The 16,292-nt window shown below is 72.4% G+C and carries 13 protein-coding genes and 1 tRNA gene; 12 read left to right on the top strand and 2 right to left on the bottom strand.

All coding sequences use genetic code 11. The features are described 5' to 3' along the window. Window positions 1–193: 193 nt before the first annotated feature. Entirely contained in the window at window positions 194–1,693 is a 1,500-nt protein-coding gene (locus IXW69_RS12025) for a DEAD/DEAH box helicase (RefSeq protein ID WP_323745212.1), read from the top strand. Between the two features lie 277 nt (window positions 1,694–1,970). After that, window positions 1,971–2,231 (top strand): GlsB/YeaQ/YmgE family stress response membrane protein, encoded by a 261-nt coding sequence (locus IXW69_RS06505; protein WP_194785553.1) that lies wholly within the window; start codon window positions 1,971–1,973, stop codon window positions 2,229–2,231. 80 nt (window positions 2,232–2,311) lie between these two features. On the opposite strand, the gene IXW69_RS06500 is transcribed toward IXW69_RS06505, so the two are convergent. Together IXW69_RS06500 and IXW69_RS06495 are read right to left on the bottom strand one after the other, a co-directional pair. Beyond that, a tRNA-Lys gene (locus tag IXW69_RS06500) sits at window positions 2,312–2,385 on the bottom strand. 100 nt (window positions 2,386–2,485) lie between these two features. Next, entirely contained in the window at window positions 2,486–3,541 is a 1,056-nt protein-coding gene (locus tag IXW69_RS06495; RefSeq protein ID WP_194785552.1) for a helix-turn-helix domain-containing protein, read from the bottom strand. A 90-nt stretch (window positions 3,542–3,631) separates the two neighbouring features. Here IXW69_RS06495 and larE point away from each other — a divergent pair, with 90 nt between their 5' ends. From larE to pstS, 10 genes are all read left to right on the top strand, one after another. After that, window positions 3,632–4,513: an ATP-dependent sacrificial sulfur transferase LarE gene (larE, locus tag IXW69_RS06490; RefSeq protein WP_323745211.1), complete on the top strand. Its 882-nt coding sequence runs from the start codon at window positions 3,632–3,634 to the stop codon at window positions 4,511–4,513. Beyond that, window positions 4,506–5,198 carry a nickel pincer cofactor biosynthesis protein LarB gene (larB, locus tag IXW69_RS06485; RefSeq protein ID WP_194785551.1) on the top strand — a complete coding sequence of 231 codons (693 nt, stop codon included), beginning with the start codon at window positions 4,506–4,508 and terminating at the stop codon, window positions 5,196–5,198. The genes larE and larB overlap by 8 nt, the downstream gene beginning before the upstream one ends. Before the next feature lie 82 nt (window positions 5,199–5,280). Further along, window positions 5,281–6,555, top strand: a complete 1,275-nt coding sequence (larA, locus tag IXW69_RS06480) for a nickel-dependent lactate racemase (protein ID WP_194785550.1) — start codon at window positions 5,281–5,283, stop codon at window positions 6,553–6,555. 37 nt (window positions 6,556–6,592) lie between these two features. Then, window positions 6,593–7,318, top strand: a complete 726-nt coding sequence (gene larD / locus IXW69_RS06475) for a D/L-lactic acid transporter LarD (RefSeq protein WP_194785549.1) — start codon at window positions 6,593–6,595, stop codon at window positions 7,316–7,318. Between the two features lie 120 nt (window positions 7,319–7,438). After that, a complete protein-coding gene (larC, locus tag IXW69_RS06470) occupies window positions 7,439–8,971 on the top strand; it encodes a nickel pincer cofactor biosynthesis protein LarC (protein ID WP_194785548.1) in 1,533 nt (510 codons plus the stop codon). Beyond that, on the top strand, window positions 8,968–9,939 hold the full coding sequence (locus tag IXW69_RS06465) for a HoxN/HupN/NixA family nickel/cobalt transporter (protein WP_194785547.1): 972 nt from the start codon (window positions 8,968–8,970) through the stop codon (window positions 9,937–9,939). Before larC ends, IXW69_RS06465 begins: the two co-directional genes overlap by 4 nt. 268 nt (window positions 9,940–10,207) lie before the next feature. Beyond that, a complete protein-coding gene (locus IXW69_RS06460) occupies window positions 10,208–10,885 on the top strand; it encodes a hypothetical protein (RefSeq protein WP_194785546.1) in 678 nt (225 codons plus the stop codon). 192 nt (window positions 10,886–11,077) lie between these two features. Continuing rightward, window positions 11,078–13,651 (top strand): RNA degradosome polyphosphate kinase, encoded by a 2,574-nt coding sequence (locus tag IXW69_RS06455; protein WP_194785545.1) that lies wholly within the window; start codon window positions 11,078–11,080, stop codon window positions 13,649–13,651. A gap of 7 nt (window positions 13,652–13,658) precedes the next feature. Further along, entirely contained in the window at window positions 13,659–14,708 is a 1,050-nt protein-coding gene (locus IXW69_RS06450) for an NUDIX hydrolase (protein WP_194785544.1), read from the top strand. Between the two features lie 379 nt (window positions 14,709–15,087). Next, window positions 15,088–16,191, top strand: coding sequence for a phosphate ABC transporter substrate-binding protein PstS (pstS, locus tag IXW69_RS06445; protein ID WP_194785543.1), 1,104 nt, complete (start codon window positions 15,088–15,090; stop codon window positions 16,189–16,191). The last annotated feature ends 101 nt before the right edge of the window (window positions 16,192–16,292 follow it).

Below are 16,292 nucleotides of genomic sequence, written 5' to 3'. Positions count from 1 at the left end.
GGGAGCGGCCCTCCTGGCAGACTCAGCCACCGGCCCGGCGACCCGCCGCGGCCCGGCTGGTGCCTCGGCTCCGGCGCGCGCCCCTGACGGCGGCAGCGCCGTCGAGCCCTGAACGCCGGCACCCCGTCGCACCGTCGCGCGCCACCCGGCCACGGCCGTCGTGCGCGCGGTGCCCTCGCAGAACAGGACCCCCGTGCCCAACCGCACCCACACGGCGCCCCGCGCCCCCTTCGCCTCCTCCAGCGTCCCGGCCGACGGCGAGGCCTCCTTCGCCTCCCTCGGCGTCGACGCCGACCTCGTCGCCGACCTCGACTCACGCGGCTTCACGCGTCCCTTCCCGATCCAGACGGCGACGCTCCCGGACACACTGGCCGGCCGTGACGTCCTCGGTCGCGGTCGCACCGGCTCCGGTAAGACCCTCGCCTTCGCGCTGCCGCTCGTCCAGCGCCTCGCCGCTGAGGACATGGCCGACCCGGGCCGCCCCATCGGCCTCGTCCTCGCCCCGACCCGCGAGCTCGCCATCCAGATCGCCGACACCATCAAGCCGCTCGCCGACGCCGTCGAGGTGACGGTCACGACCATCTTCGGCGGGGTCTCCCAGAAGCCGCAGGAGAAGGCGCTCGCCAAGGGCGTCGACATCGTCGTCGCCTGCCCCGGTCGCCTCCTGGACCTCATGGGGCAGGGGATCGTCCACCTCGACGACGTCTCCATCACCGTCCTCGACGAGGCCGACCACATGGCCGACCTCGGCTTCCTGCCGAACGTCCGGCGCATCATGCGCTCCACCCCCGCCACGGGACAGCGCATGCTCTTCTCCGCCACCTTGGACAACGGCGTCGACAAGATCGTCGACGAGTTCCTCCACGACCCGCTCCACCACTCAGTGGACCCGGCCACCTCACCCGTGCGCGACATGGACCACCGTGTCTGGCTCCTCGCCGACAAGACGGCGAAGGACGGCGTCGTCGTCCGGCTCGCCTCCGGCACCGGCCAGCGCATCCTCTTCACGCGCACGAAGCACCTCGCCCGTCGCCTGGCGCGCAAGCTGACGCAGCACGGCATCCCGGCCGTCGAGCTTCAGGGCAACATGAGCCAGAACGCGCGCGAGCGCGCCATGCACGCCTTCTCCTCCGGCGAGGCGCACGTCATGGTCGCCACCGACATCGCTGCCCGCGGCATCGACGTCTCCGGCGTCGAGCTCGTCGTCCACGTCGACCCGCCGGCCGAGCACAAGGCCTACCTGCACCGCTCCGGCCGCACCGCGCGCGCCGGGGCCGCGGGCACCGTCGTCACCCTGGTCCTGCCCGAGCAGAAGCACGACGTCCAGGTCCTCCTCAAGAAGGCCAGGATCAAGGCGGACATCGAGCGGGTCCGCCCGGACGACGCCGTCGTCGCCGAGCTCGTGGGGGAGGTGGCGCCCGCGGTGGCCGCCGAGGACATGCCCGAGGGCGTCGCCGTCAAGGGCGGCACCGCGGCCAACCGCAGCGGTTCAGGCGGCTCGGGCCGCAGCGCCAGGGGCAGGAGCGGCCGGTCGGGGCGCGGTCGCTCGCGAGCCAAGGGCGGTGCGGGCGCCTCCGGCAGGAGGAGTGCCGAGCCGTCGAGGAGCCGCAGGAAGGGGGCGGGGTCCGCGAAGGGGGCGGGCACCGGCCGCGGCGGGCGCGCCGGCTCGGGCCGTTCGGGCGGCGCTCGCTGAGATGGGCCGTCCTGACCCGGGCCAGGGGGCGGCGGAACGGGCGTCGTCCAGGGAGCGGAACCTGTTCGACGCGCCCGGGGCTCCTGGACTCCCCGTCCCCGCTGCTCGGCGTCGTTACGGCGTTCTCGCAGGCCAGAGCTCATATCGACGTGACCTACGAATCGCACTCGATCCATGGCTCTTGTAAAATCAGGTCCGGCGACCGGCCACGTACCGCTCGCCGGCGCGATCGTCGGCACCTCCCGTCGGCGGCGCTCCCTAGACCCAAGGAGTTCCCATGATCGGTCAGATCATCGGCATGATCATCGTCGGCGCCATCATCGGCGCCCTCGCCCGCCTCATCCTCAAGGGCGACCAGAACCTCTCGATCCTGTGGACCATCATCCTCGGTGCCCTCGGTGCCGCCGCCGGTGCCTGGATCGCCGGCCTCTTCGGCGTCGACTCCACCAGCGGCGTCGACTGGATCCGCTGGATCCTGTCGGTCATCTGCGCGATGGTCTTCATCTCGATCTTCATCGGTGTCACTCGCCGCAAGTGAGTGCGTCACGCCCCGGTCGTGCCGGGGCTGTGTCGACAGAGCGGGCCCCGTCCACCAGGACGGGGCCCGCTCTGCGTCCGTACCCCCTGTGGGGCTCGAACCCACGACCATCGGATTAAAAGTCCGCTGCTCTGACCATCTGAGCTAAGGAGGCCCGCCGTCGGCGCGGCGACGACGGGCGACAGCATAGCGACGTCCCCGCCCGTACTTGGCCCGCCGCCCGCCCTCGGACGGCTGAGGGCCCGCTGGAGGCGTCAGAACAGCCGCGTGCGCTCGATGAGCTCCGCCCGTGACCTGCGCGCTCCCGTCTCAGCCAGCTCGCGCCTGGCGACCCAGGCGAACGACCCGGCCTCCGGCGACCTCCCCGAGCCCGTGGCGGTGGGCGCGCTTACCGCCTCGTCCAGCGAGGTGAGGAGCTCGGGCAGGGCGGCGAGGTCCCCCCGCCCGTCCGAGGCTCGCAGCACCCTAGCGATCATGGTGAGCCGGCCGTGGCGCCAGGAGGCCGTCGGCGTGCGCCGGACGTGGAGCAGACCGCTGCCAGCCACCCGTCCGGCGGGCCCCAGAACCGTGAGCAGCCGCGACGGGCCGGTCGCGACGACGTGCAGGCGCGCCCCGGCCGGCCACTGCGCCGGGACCTCGGTCATGAAGAGGTTCCAGTCCTCGGCCGCGCGCTCGTCCGGTCGCACGGGGATCCGGCCCCGCAGGACGTCCGCGGCGCTCATGGCCGCGACGAGGGCGCCGGCGCACGATCCCCTGAGGTGGGGACCCCGACGCGACCTCATGAAGGTGCGGTGGGTCGTGGCGTCAAGGGCGACGACGACGGCGGCCACCGGGGGCGACACGAGGACCCCCGTGACCTCGACCATGTGGTGGTGCGGAGGAGGGGAGGATCCGGCGCCGATGCGGAGGTCCGCGCGCAGCCTGCGCAAGGTGGCCGTCGAGACTCCCAGCTCGACGGCGAGCTGACGGTCCGGCGTCCGGACGGTGGCGTGCTCGTTGTGGCTGAGGGCGCCCGCGGCCGTCGCGAGACGCAGCCCAGGGATCGTGCCCCGGCGCCCACGGTCCCCCGGCGCCGACGCCAGTGACGCCAGCCCCGTCCGCTCGAAGGCCCGACGCCACGCGCGCGTCGTCGTCGGTGAGACCCCGAGGCGGCGCGCGACCGTCTCGTTCGTCACACCGTCCGTGGCGAGCAGGAGCGCCTGAGCGCGCACGACGTCCTTCGTGCGGGTGGCCTCCGCGGAGGCCACCCGACGCAGAACCTCGCGCTGACCGTTGGAAACCTTGAGGACGGCGGGGCGCGCGGGGCTCACCGGGACGCCTCGCTCGCGACCGCGGACAGGGCACGCCCGCACTGAAGGCGACAGTCTCTTGCCACGCGATCGACTCTACGCTGATATCTCGTGCTCGCTACCAGCCCCACCACAGCCTCCGTCCGCGACCGGCTCGACGTCGCCGAGCGCGAGGCCTTCGACGCGATCGCCGCCGCTCTCGACGGCGCCGGCCGCCTCGGCGTCGCCTACTCCGGCGGGGTCGACTCAGCCCTTCTCGTCGCCGTCGCCGCCGAGGTCCTCGGACGTGACAACGTCGTCGCCCTCCTCGGCGTGTCCCCGTCCTTGGCCTCCTCGGAGCACGCGATCGCCCGCGACGTGGCCCAGCGCATCGGGGTCAGGCTCGTCGAGTTCGACCCGGGTGAGGGCGAGCTGCCCGGCTACCGGGCCAACGGGCTCGACCGCTGCTACCACTGCAAGACGGCGCTGTTCACCGCCATCGACGAGCGCGTGGTCGCCGAGCAGGGGCTCGACTCCGTCGCCTACGGCGAGAACGCTGACGACCGTCTGCGCCCCGACCGCCCCGGCGCCAGGGCCGCCACGGAGCACCGCGTCCTGCGCCCGCTCGCGGACGCCGGCGTCACCAAGCCCCGCGTTCGGGCTCTCGCGCGAGCCCTCGACCTCCCCGTCGCCGACAAGCCCGCCGCCCCCTGCCTCGCCTCCCGCGTTCCGCACGGCCAGGAGGTCACCCCCGAGAAGCTCAGGCAGATCGAGGACGCCGAGGCGGCCGTGCGCGCCCAGGGCTTCACCGACTGCCGGGTGCGTCACCACGGCACCGTCGCCCGCATCGAGCTCCCCGTCACCCAGATTGGCCGCATCGCGGACGACGACGTGCGCACCGCCCTCATCCAGGGGGTCAAGGACGCCGGCTTCCTCCACGTCACCGTCGACCTCGGTGGTCTCCAGTCGGGGCTGTTCAGCCTCACGCTGCTGGGGCAGGCCCCCCGTGGCTGAGCCCAACCGGACAGGGGAGGGCGGAGCCGTCGACGGCCTCGTGCAGCTCGACCTCGAGCGCGCCTCCCGTCGCGGCTACCCAGAGGCCGTCTACTGCGAGGGAAAGTCCGTGGGGGACGTGCGCACCATCGCGGCGCTCGTGCGTGAGCACCCGGAGACGCACCACCTGTTCACCCGCGCCGACGCCGAGCGCGCCGACGCCGTCCTCGCCGAGCTGCCCGACGCCGTCCACGACGACGTGGCCCGCCTCGTCGCTTGGCCGCCGGAGCCGCCCGAGCCGAGCGGGGAGAAGGTCGTCGTCGCCTGCGCCGGCACCTCCGACCTCCCCGTGGCCCGCGAGGCCCTCCTCACCGCCCGCTACCTCGGTCGTGGGACCGAGCTCGTCCCCGACGTCGGCATCGCCGGGCTCCACCGCACCCTGGCGCGCCTGGACACCTTCCGCTCCGCCGGCTGCGTCATCGTCGCCGCCGGGATGGACGGGGCCCTGCCGGGCCTTATCGCCGGACTCGTCGCCTGCCCCGTCGTCGCCCTGCCTACTTCCGTGGGCTACGGCGCCGCCCTCGACGGCCTCGCCCCCCTGCTCACGATGCTCAACGCCTGCGCCCCCGGCGTCGGCGTGGTCAACATCGACAACGGGTACGGCGCGGGCCACCTCGCCGCCCAGATCACCGCCCCGCGCACCTGAGCGCCCGCCACCCCACCAGACCACCGGCGCACCGCGCCGAACCAGGCAACCGCCACCACGCACAAGGATCCGAGAGGGAACCATGCCCACCTTCAAGCTGCCCTACGACCACGGCACCATCGACGCCACCGTCCCGGAGAGGAACTTCGCCGGCCTCATCCAGTCCGGTGCCGAGGACTTCCGCAACCCCCTCACCGAGGCGGAGACCGTCGAGAAGTCGATGGACAACCCCATCGGCTCCGCCAGGCTCGAGGAGCTCGCCAAGGGCAAGAAGGACATCGTCCTCATCTCCTCGGACCACACCCGCCCGGTCCCGAGCCACGTCATCACGCCCATCATCCTGCGCCGCATCCGCTCCGTCGCCCCTGACGCCCGCGTCCGCATCCTCGTGGCCACCGGCTTCCACCGCCCCTCGACCCGCGAGGAGCTCATCAACAAGTACGGCCAGGAGATCGTTGACAACGAGGAGATCGTCATGCACGTCTCCACCGACGACGACGCCATGGTCAAGATCGGCCAGCTCTCCAGCGGCGGCGACGCCATCATCAACCGCATCGCCGCGGAGGCGGACCTCCTGCTCGCCGAGGGGTTCATCGAGTCCCACTTCTTCGCCGGCTTCTCCGGCGGTCGCAAGGCCGTCCTGCCGGGCATCGCCTCCTACAAGACGATCATGGCGAACCACTCCGGCGAGTTCATCAGCTCTGACAAGGCGCGCACCGGCAACCTCTCCGGCAACCCCATCCACAAGGACATGGAGTGGGCCGCCCGCAAGGCAGGGCTCGCCTTCATCGTCAACGTCGTCCTCGACGGTGAGAAGCACATCATCGGCTCCTTCGCGGGAGACATGGTCGAGGCCCACAAGGTCGGCTGCGACTTCGTCGAGGAGCTCGCCACCGTCCCCGCCTTGCCCTGCGACGTCGCCGTGTCCACCAACGGCGGCTTCCCCCTCGACCAGAACATCTACCAGGCGGTCAAGGGCATGACGGCGGCCGAGGCCACCAACAAAGAGGGCGGCGTCATCATCATGGTCGCCGGCTGCGCCGACGGTCACGGCGGTGAGGGCTTCTACCACAACATCGCCGACGTCCAAGCCCCCGCCGAGTTCCTCGAGGCCGCGATCAACACGCCCCGCCTCGAGACCGTCCCCGACCAGTGGACCAGCCAGATCCTCGCCCGGATCCTCGTCCACCACCGCGTCATCGTCGTCTCCGACCTCGTGCAGCCCAACCTCGTCACGGACATGCACATGGAGCTCGTCCCGACCTTCGACGCCGCCCTCGAGCGCGCGCTGGAGATCGAGGGCCCCGACGCCCAGGTCGCCGTCATCCGCGACGGCCTGTCCGTCATCGTCAAGTGACCCGCACCCCACTCACGAAGGAACACAGGTAACAACCATGGACTGGCAGCGGCTCCTCTTCGAGCTCCTCGGAACCGGCCTCATGATCGTCTTCGGTGTCGGCGTCCACTGCGACGACGTCCTGCGTCGCACCAAGTACGCGGGAACCGGCCACCTCTTCGCCATCACCACCTGGGCCTTCGGCATCACGGTGACCCTGTGGATCTTCGGTGGCGTCTGCATCAACCCGGCCATGGCCCTGTGCCAGGCGATCCTGGGACTGCTCCCGTGGAGCATGCTCGTGCCCGTGACGATCGCCGAGCTCCTCGGCGCCTTCATCGGAGCCGTCATCGTGTGGTTCATGTACGCCGACCACTTCGCCATCTCGGAGAACGACGTCGACCCGGTCATGATCCGCAACATCTTCTCCACGAACCCCAACTGCCGGAACCTGCCGCGCAACTACTTCGTCGAGGCCTTCGCGACGACGATCTTCCTCACCGCGATCCTCGCCGTCGACAAGAACCCCGTCTACAACGCGCAGCTGCCGATCGCCGTCGGACTCATCGTGTGGGCCATCGGCATGGGGCTGGGCGGCACCACCGGCTTCGCCATGAACCAGGCGCGTGACCTCGGGCCCCGCCTCGCCTACCAGGTCCTTCCCATCGGCAACAAGACGAGCAACGACTGGACCTACGGGCTCATCGTGCCCGGCACCGCCCCCTTCGTCGGCGCCGTCCTCGCCGCCCTGTTCCTCAGGTACGGCCTCCAGATCGCCTTCTGACGGGCCCGACGGCGGCGGGCACTCCCACCAGGAGGCCCCCGCCGTCGACGCACCCGGGCCCAGGGCAGAAGCGCCGCGCGCCCCGACCCAGACAACCCACCCAGACCAGGAGCCGCAGCCATGAACGACGGGACCGACCACCAGACCCACAGCGCCGCAGCGACCACCCTGTGGATCGACGCCACCGCCGGAGTCGCCGGCGACATGCTGCTCGGCGCCCTCATCGACGCCGGAGCCCCGGTGGCGGGGATCCAGGCCGCGCTCGACGCCGTCGCCCCCGGCGCGATCGAGCTGCGCACCGAGGAGGTCGCCCGCGGAGCCATGCGCGCCACCCACGCCCGCGTCCTCCAGGTCGGAGCCCAAGGGGTGGACCGGACCTGGGCGGCGATACGGGCGCTGCTCGAGCAGGCGGACCTCGCCGAGCCGACCCGTCGGCTCGCGCTCGACGCGTTCAGGCGCATCGCCGTGGCCGAGGCGCACGTGCACGGCATGAGCGTCGAGGACGTCCACTTCCACGAGGTCGGCGGGCTTGACGCCATCGGCGACGTCGTCGGTACCTGCGAGGCGCTGCGCCTGCTCGGCGTGGAGCGCGTCCTGGCCAGCTGGGTGGCCCTGGGCAACGGGCGCGTGCGCGCCGCCCACGGCTGGATGCCGGTTCCGGCGCCCGCCGTCCTGGAGCTCACGCGCGGCTGGCAGGTGCGCGACCTGCCCGCGTCCTACGAGCCCGCGGCCCGGCCCGCCAGCACTGACGAGCGCTCGCACTCGCACGACCACGACCACCCGCACGTCCACCACCAGCACGATCACGAGCACCACCACGTCGAGGAGGGACCAGCCCCCGTCGCCGACCGCCGCGACGTCGGCGAGCTCGCCACCCCCACGGGTCTCGCCCTCGTGCGCGCCCTCGCCGAGGAGTGCACGGGCGTGCCTGCCTGCGCACCGCAGCGCGTCGGCGTCGGCGCCGGAGCCAAGGACCTCTTCGGCTGGGCCAACGTCGTGCGCGCCGTGCTCCTCGTCCCTCAGGGAGCCTCGGCCCCGACGCCCGGAGCGACGAGCCCGGCCGCGCCCCGGGTCGCCGTCGCGCGTGACGGCGTCCCGGGAGCCGTCGACGTCCCCGCCACCGCCCTCACCCAGGTCGAGGCCAACATCGACGACCTCGACGGCCGGCTCGTCCCTGGTGTCATCGACGACCTCCTCAGCGCCGGCGCCGCCGACGCCTGGGCCACGCCCATCCACATGAAGAAGGGCCGTCCCGCCCTGACCCTGGCCGCCCTCGTCGACGCCGCCCACCACGACGCCGTCGTTGACGCCCTCCTGCGGCGCACCACCACCCTCGGCGTGCGCGAGACCCTGGTGACCCGAACGGTTCTCGAGCGCGCCTGGCGCACGCTCGATCTCGACCTACCCGCGGGCCCGCAGGGCCTCGTCGTCAAGATCGGCCACCGCGACGGCGTCGTCGTCCACGCGCAGGCGGAGTTCTCCTCCCTGGCCGCGCTCGCCGCCACCAGCGGGCTGAGCGAGCTCGACCTCGCCCAGCGGGCCGCCGCCGCCATCGCCACCGCGGGCCTCCTGCCCGGTGCGCCCCTGCCGTCCCCCACCGGCCCCACGACCGGAGCCACCACCACGAACCACGAGGAGGCGGACCTCGCATGAGGCGCCCGGCCCACCTGCCCACCGTCATCGTCGTCACGACCATCCACGTCCTGGCCGTGACCTTCCTCGCCGTCGGGCACGCCGCCGGCGCCATCCCCGTGGCCCTGGCCGGTTTCGCCTACACCCGGGGCCTCCTCCACGCCCTGGACGCCGACCACCTCTGCATGATCGACGGCTCCACCCGCAAGCTCCTCGGTGAGCACCGCGACGCCAACGGCGTCGGCCTCGCCTTCAGCCTCGGGCACTCCACCGTCGTCCTCGTCGCCGGCCTCGCCGTCGCCCTGGGCGCCTCGTGGATCCGCACCGCCCTCGACCCGGACTCGACCGCCGCGGCAGTCCTCGGCCTGACCGGCGCCGTCGTCTCCTCCCTGTACCTGCTGGCCGTCGCCGCCGCCAACGTCCCCAACCTCACGCACCGCCACCACGAGCTGGACGGTCCCAGGGGCCCCTGGGCCAGGCTGCTCACCCGACCGCTGCGCCACGTCCGCCACGCGGGGCACATCTACCTCTTCGGGGTCCTGTTCGGCCTCGGCTTCGACACCGCCTCGACCATCAGCCTGCTCATGGTCACGGCGCTGGCCACGATGTCGGGCGCGAGCCCGCTGGTCCTCATGGCCCTGCCCCTGTCCTTCACCGCCGCGATGACCCTGGGCGACTCGGTCAACGCCAACCTCATGCTCCACGTCTACACGACCGCCACCCGAGCCGCCCGTGCCCGCTTCAACACGGTCGTCACGGCCGTCTCCATCTCGTGCGCGGTGCTCGTCGCCACCGGCACGGCGCTGGAGGTGTACGGCGAGGCGACCGGCCGGGCCGTCGCGGAGCTGGACACGGCCCCCGTGGGCTGGGGCCTGGTCGTCATGGCCGTGGCGTGCACGGCAGGGATCGCCGTGTGGCGCCGTCGTCACCCTGAGGGGCACGACGACGTCCCCACGGCCCCGGCGGGCCCGGTCACCCGGGCCGCCTGAGCCCCGTCCCGCCGCCTCGCGCAGACCCTGGGCGGGGCGTGCGCACCAGGCGCACCATGGCGCTGGCCGGCGAGACCGCGCGGGACCGTGCGCCCCCGTCCTCCGCCGCACCGGCCCGCGTCGTCCCGGACCGCCCCCGGGTGGCGGTTCGGGACGACCACCGGGCCTCGGACGTGCCGCGCTCGGCCACGAGTGAAGCCGCGCCGGAGTCCGCGCCGCCCCGGGGGAGAATGGCGCCAGCAAGCGCCCCGACGTCCCAGGAGGCTCCATGACCCGCCAGTTCCACCGCCCCGCCCGGCTCGACCCCGAGGTCGCCGAGAACCTCGAGGGCGCCGCGGACACCGCCGTCTCCTCCGAGGTCGCCCACCGCGCCGCCCAGGCCCTCATCGGAGGCTTCCCCGGCGTCGACGCCGACGTCGCCCCCGACGGCACCCCGGACCCCATCACCCGCGAGGGCGTCGTCCGCGCAGTCGCCGCCCAGGGCGTCGACGACGTCGCCGAGCTCTGGGCCGACTCGCCCGCCACCACCCTGCCCGGCACCCTGTGGCGCCTCTTCCTCGTGCGCGAGTGGATCCGCCGCGACCCCGCCCTCATCGAGCGCCGCTACGCGACCGTCGTCGAGGTCGGGGATGACGACGGCGCCCGGCACCGTCTCGAGGCCGCCCTCGCCGCCGCGTCCCCGGCCCCCTCGCCCGAGCAGGTCCGCGCCGAGCTCGACGCCGTCCTCGCCGGACGCCTCGCCGGGTCCGTCACCGCGCTCGCGCCCGTCCTCCGACTTGCCGCCGGGTTCCTGCGCGCCCTCGCCGCGGGCTCCTCCGCTGTCTGGATCGAGGACGACACCGACGAGCTCGCCGACCGCGTCACCCGCCGCGAGCTCGCTCTCACGGCCACCGCCGAGGAGCTCGACGAGGCCGCGCGACGCGCCGGCGCCGGGCTCCTCGACTGAGCCGAGCCCCCGCGCACCGCTGCCGGGCCACTCGGCACCGATCGCGACGGTTCGCACCGTCGGCTCACCGTCGTGACGTACCGAGGCCGAGCACGCGGTGCAAGGCGGAGCGGAGGGTGCGAGGCGCGGTGGGACGGGCCGCCCGACGCCGTGAGGCACTCACCGTCCGCCAACTCGTGGGACGATGAGGCCATGACGACTCCCGACGATGACAACGCCCCCGGCCGAGCCCCTCAACCAGATCACCACCAGGCCGCGCCGCTGTCCTCCTTCCTCGGCGGGTGGGCCCGCGCCCGCGCCGCCCAGGACGGAGCCCCCGCCGCCTCTGAGGAGCCCACCCAGGCGCCCGAGGCCGACGACGACGCCGTCGCCACCGGGGCCGACCCGCTCGAGGACGAGGAGCACGTCATCGAGTCCGCGGACCCCCGCGACTTCACGGATGACGCCGGCCCGCAGTACGAGGACGAGGACTTCGACGAGGACACCACTGGCGCCGTCGGGAGCGAGGCCTCCGAGGTCCGCGCCCTCGAGTCCGACACGGCCACCGGTGCGGCAGAGCGAGTCTCCACCGACCCGGAGGCGGAGGCCGCTGAGCGCGCGCACCGCGCCGAGGTCGAGGCCCGCATCGAGGCCGAGCGCGAGCGCGAGGCCGGGCTGCCCGCCCTCGAGAGCTTCGAGGACCGCTTCACGGACCGCGAGCTCACCTGGATGGACTTCAACGAGCGCGTCCTCGAGCAGGCCGAGGACCCGGACCTGCCTCTCCTCGAGCGCGCCTGGTTCCTCGCGATCTTCTCCTCCAACCTCGACGAGTTCTACATGGTCCGCGTCGCCGGGCTCATGCGCCGCATCAAGGCCGGGATCACGCCGGTACGAGCCTCCGGCCTCGACGCCCACCAGGTCGTCGCCGAGGTGACCCGCCGCGCCAAGGAGCTCACCGCCCGCCAGGCCGCCCTCTTCCAGGACGACATCCGGCCCAAGCTCGCTGAGCACAACATCGTCGTCGCCTCCTGGGACGAGCTCGGCAGCGAGGAGCAGGAGCGGCTCTCGCGCTACTTCCGGCACCAGATCTACCCCGTCCTCACGCCCCTCGCGGTGGACCCCTCCCACCCGTTCCCCTACATCTCCGGCCTGTCCCTCAACCTGGCCGTCCTCCTGCGCAACCCGCGCTCCGGCAAGGAGCACTTCGCGCGCATCAAGCTCCCGCAGTCCCTCCCGCGCCTCGTCACCGTCCCGGGCCACGAGCTCGACTCCTCGAGCAAGGAGCGCGGCACCGTCCTCATCCCCATCGAGGACGTCATCGCCCAGCACCTCGACCACCTCTTCCCGGGGATGGACATCCTCGAGCACCACGTCTTCCGCGTGACCCGCAACGAGAACCTCGAGGTCGAGGAGGACGACGCCGAGAACCTCCTCAAGGCCATGGAGAAGGAGCTCGAGAAGCGCCGCTTCGGGGACTGCGTCCGGCTCGAGGTCGAGGACACCATCAGCCCCTTCGTGCGCCGCTACCTCGTGCGCGCGCTCGGGCTCACCGACGAGGACGTCTTCGCGCTCCCCGCGCCGGTCGACCTCAAGTGCCTCAACATCCTCCACGACCTCGACGTCCCGGCCCTCAAGTACCCGCGCTTCGTGCCCGTCACCGCCGTCGGCCTCGGCGAGCAGGAGTCCTCGTCCGCGCGTGACATCTTCGCCGCGATGCGCGAGCACGACGTCCTCCTCCACCACCCCTACGACTCGTTCTCGACGTCGGTGCAGGAGTTCGTCGCCCAGGCCGCCGCGGACCCCAAGGTCCTCGCCATCAAGATGACGCTGTACCGCACGAGCGGCGACTCCCCGCTCATCGACTCCCTCATCGAGGCGGCCGAGGCCGGCAAGCAGGTGGTCGCGATCGTCGAGATCAAGGCCCGCTTCGACGAGGAGAACAACATCGGCTGGGCCCGCAAGCTCGAGCGTGCCGGCGTCCACGTCGTCTACGGCATGGTCGGCCTCAAGACCCACTGCAAGCTCCTGCTCGTGGTCCGCCAGGGCTCCGACGGCCTGCGCCGCTACTGCCACGTCGGCACCGGCAACTACAACCCGAAGACCGCACGCGGCTACGAGGACCTCGGCCTGCTCACGACCGACCGCGACGTCGCCCAGGACCTCACCACCCTGTTCAACATGCTCTCGGGCTACGCGCCGCGCGCCCGCTTCCGTCGGCTCCTCGTCGCCCCGCGCACCGTGCGCGACGGCCTCCTCGAGCGCGTCGAGCGGGAGATCGAGAACAAGCGCGCCGACAAGGACGCGTGGATCCGCATCAAGGTCAACTCCATCATCGACGAGCGGACCATCGACGCCCTCTACCGCGCCAGCCGCGCCGGCGTGCCCGTCGACCTCGTCGTCCGTGGCATCTGCGGGCTGCGCGCCGGCGTCCCGGGCCTGTCGGAGAACATCCGGGCCCGCTCCATCCTGGGCCGCTACCTCGAGCACTCGCGCATCTACGCCTTCTGCAACGACGGCGACACCGACGTCCTCATCGGCTCCGCGGACCTCATGCACCGCAACCTCGACCGCCGCGTCGAGGCGCTCGTCTCCATCAAGGACCCGTCGATGGTCGAGGAGCTCACCTGGCTCGTCACGCACGCGGCCAGCGAGGAGGTCACCTCCTGGTGGATGGAGCCCGACGGTACCTGGACCCGCCACGTCCACGACGCCGAGGGCAACCGCCTCGAGGACATCCAGGAGACCCTCATGAGCAGGGCGCGCTCGCGCGTCAAGGACCATCACTGAGGCTCCCATGGCGAAGTCATCGAAGTCCTCCGCTCCGGGTGCCGAGAAGTCCGGCGGGAAGAAGATCGTCCGCGCCGCCGGCGCCCTCGTGTGGCGCGAGGCCGGCAAGAACCTCGAGGTCCTCCTCGTCCACCGACCCAAGTACGACGACTGGTCCTTCCCCAAGGGCAAGGTCGAGAAGGGCGAGTCCCTGCGCACCTGCGCCGTCCGCGAGGTCGGCGAGGAGACCGGCGCGCAGGTCCGCCTCGAGCAGCCGCTCACGCCGGTGCGCTACAAGCTCAACGACGGCGCCCGCAAGGAGGTCCACTACTGGGCGGCCCGCGTGCTGCCCGACGGCGACCCCTCCCTCGCCGCCCGCGCTGCCGTCGAGCCCGCTCCCGCGACCGAGATCGACGGCGTCGAGTGGGTCGCCACCAAGGTGGCGCGCAAGCGCCTCACCCACGGCGTCGACCGCGACCTGCTCGGGGAGCTCGTCGACCTCTGGGAGGACGGCAAGCTCGACACGTGGACCTTCGTGCTCGTCCGCCACGCCCGCGCCGTCAAGCGCTCCGTGTGGAACCGCCCGAAGGAGCGCACCCCCGAGGAGGACGAGGCGACGCGACCCCTCACCCAGGACCAGGGGGAGGTGCGCGCCACCGCGATCGTCCCCGTGCTCGCCGCGTACGGCGTCGGCCGGGTCGTGACGAGCCCGTGGAAGCGCTGCGTCGACACCGTCGCCCCCTACGCGGCCGCCGCGGGGCTCGAGGTCGAGCCCGTCCCGGCACTCACCGAGCACGCGCACGCCGCGAAGCCGAAGGGCGTTCGCAAGGCCGTCTCGAGCGTCATCCGCGACCGGGAGCGCCCCGTCGCCCTGTGCACGCACCGCCCGGTGCTTCCCTCGGTCATGGACGAGATCGCCGAGTACGCCCCGGGCAAGCTGCTGCGCAGCGTCCCCGACCAGGACCCCTGGCTCAAGACCGGCGAGATCATGGTGGTGCACATGGCGCGCCGCCCGCGCGGGAAGGTCCGCGCCGTCGCCATCGAGAAGCAGCGCCCCGTCCTGTCCGAGGGCCGCTGAGCGACTGTCACGCCGTCGCGCGGTCGCCGCCTCTTCCCGCCCGGTTCCTCCACCCGCAGCCTCGTCCGTCGAGCTCGTACTCCCGGCCACGAGACCCGCACCCTTGCTGGTGATCTCGGGGCGCAAGGTACGAGCTCAGCGCAGGTTACGGCGTGCGCATGGTCAGGCGCGGCCATACGCGGGTGCAGGTGCGGGTTCGGAGCGCCGTCGGAGGGTCGCAGAAGCGCGCCAGGCGTTCATCACGCGTTCACGCCCGACACCGCTCGTGGACACTCCCGCTTCACCGGGGCTCCCTACCGTGAGGTCAGCCGGTCGACTCGACCGGGTTCCACGCGGGCCGCGCGCACCGGCCCATGAGACTTCACAAGGACGGTTTCCCGTGCTCCTCTCCCGTCGCAGCGCCGTTTCCGCGCTCTCCGTCGCCGCACTGGCCAGTCTCGCCGCCTGCGGCTCTGACGCCGGAGGCTCCTCCTCCGACTCCTCGAGCTCCGGCTCCTCCGCCGCGGCCGGCGGCGGCGACCTCAAGGGCTCCATCAAGGGTGCGGGCTCCACCGCCCAGGCCGACGCGCAGACCGTGTGGATGAACGCCTTGATGGACGCCAACGCCGACGCCTCCGTCGAGTACGGCGGCGGCGGCTCCGGTGCCGGCGTCAAGAAGTTCATCCAGAAGGCCGTCGACTACGCCGGCTCCGACTCCTACCTCAAGGACGACGACCTCAAGAACGCGGGCGACGTCGTCGAGGTCCCCCTCTACATCTCCCCGATCGCCGTGGCCTACAACGTCCCCGGCTTCACCGGCGACAAGCACATCAACATGACCGGTGAGGTCATCGCCAAGATCTTCCACGGCGACATCACCACCTGGGACGACGACGCCATCAAGTCGCTCAACCCCGACGCCTCGCTGCCGAGCACCGAGATCGTCACGGTCCACCGCTCCGACGAGTCCGGCACCACTGAGAACTTCACCAAGTACCTCGCCGACGTCGCCAAGGACGTCTGGACCGACGACCCCTCGAAGACCTGGCCGATCTCCGGCGGCCAGTCCGGTGACGGCACCTCCGGGGTCATCACCACCATCGAGGCCGCTGAGGGCACGATCGGCTACGCCGACGCCTCCAAGGTCACCGACAAGCTCGGCACCGCCGCCGTCGGCAAGGAGGGCGCCTTCGTCGCCTACTCCGCCGACGCCGCCGCCAAGACCCTGGACGCCTCGAAGGAGTCGGACAGCGCGACGGACACGCTCATCACCTTCGACATCAACCACGAGGCCGAGGACTCCTACCCGATCCTCCTCGTCTCCTACATGATCGCGCGTCAGAAGTACGACGACGCCGACGTCACCGCCACGGTCAAGGGCTACTTCGAGTACGCCGCCAGCAAGGAGGGCCAGGAGGCCGCCGCCAAGGCCGCCGGCTCCGCCCCCATCTCCGACGACCTCCGCACCAAGATCGAGGCCGCCATCGCCAAGATCGGCGCCTGACACCGATCCGGACGCGGGCCCGCCCTCGCACCTGCGCAGGGCGGGCCCGCGCCCCCCCGCCGGAGGGGACCGCCGCCCACAACAAGGCGCACCCCCCCCCA

It is taken from the genome of Actinomyces haliotis (assembly GCF_015355765.1).
Taxonomy (GTDB): Bacteria; Actinomycetota; Actinomycetes; order Actinomycetales; family Actinomycetaceae; genus Actinomyces; species Actinomyces haliotis.
This window is presented reverse-complemented; position numbering and strand designations above follow the sequence as displayed.

Bases quoted from the DNA above. Each gene is read 5' to 3' on its own strand.
- larC (WP_194785548.1), top strand. From the start codon at position 7,439: ATGAACGACGGGACCGACCACCAGACCCACAGCGCCGCAGCGACCACC.
- larA (WP_194785550.1), top strand. From the start codon at position 5,281: ATGCCCACCTTCAAGCTGCCCTACGACCACGGCACCATCGACGCCACC.
- IXW69_RS06455 (WP_194785545.1), top strand. From the start codon at position 11,078: ATGACGACTCCCGACGATGACAACGCCCCCGGCCGAGCCCCTCAACCA.
- IXW69_RS06465 (WP_194785547.1), top strand. From the start codon at position 8,968: ATGAGGCGCCCGGCCCACCTGCCCACCGTCATCGTCGTCACGACCATC.
- larD (WP_194785549.1), top strand. From the start codon at position 6,593: ATGGACTGGCAGCGGCTCCTCTTCGAGCTCCTCGGAACCGGCCTCATG.
- IXW69_RS06505 (WP_194785553.1), top strand. From the start codon at position 1,971: ATGATCGGTCAGATCATCGGCATGATCATCGTCGGCGCCATCATCGGC.
- IXW69_RS06450 (WP_194785544.1), top strand. From the start codon at position 13,659: ATGGCGAAGTCATCGAAGTCCTCCGCTCCGGGTGCCGAGAAGTCCGGC.
- IXW69_RS06460 (WP_194785546.1), top strand. From the start codon at position 10,208: ATGACCCGCCAGTTCCACCGCCCCGCCCGGCTCGACCCCGAGGTCGCC.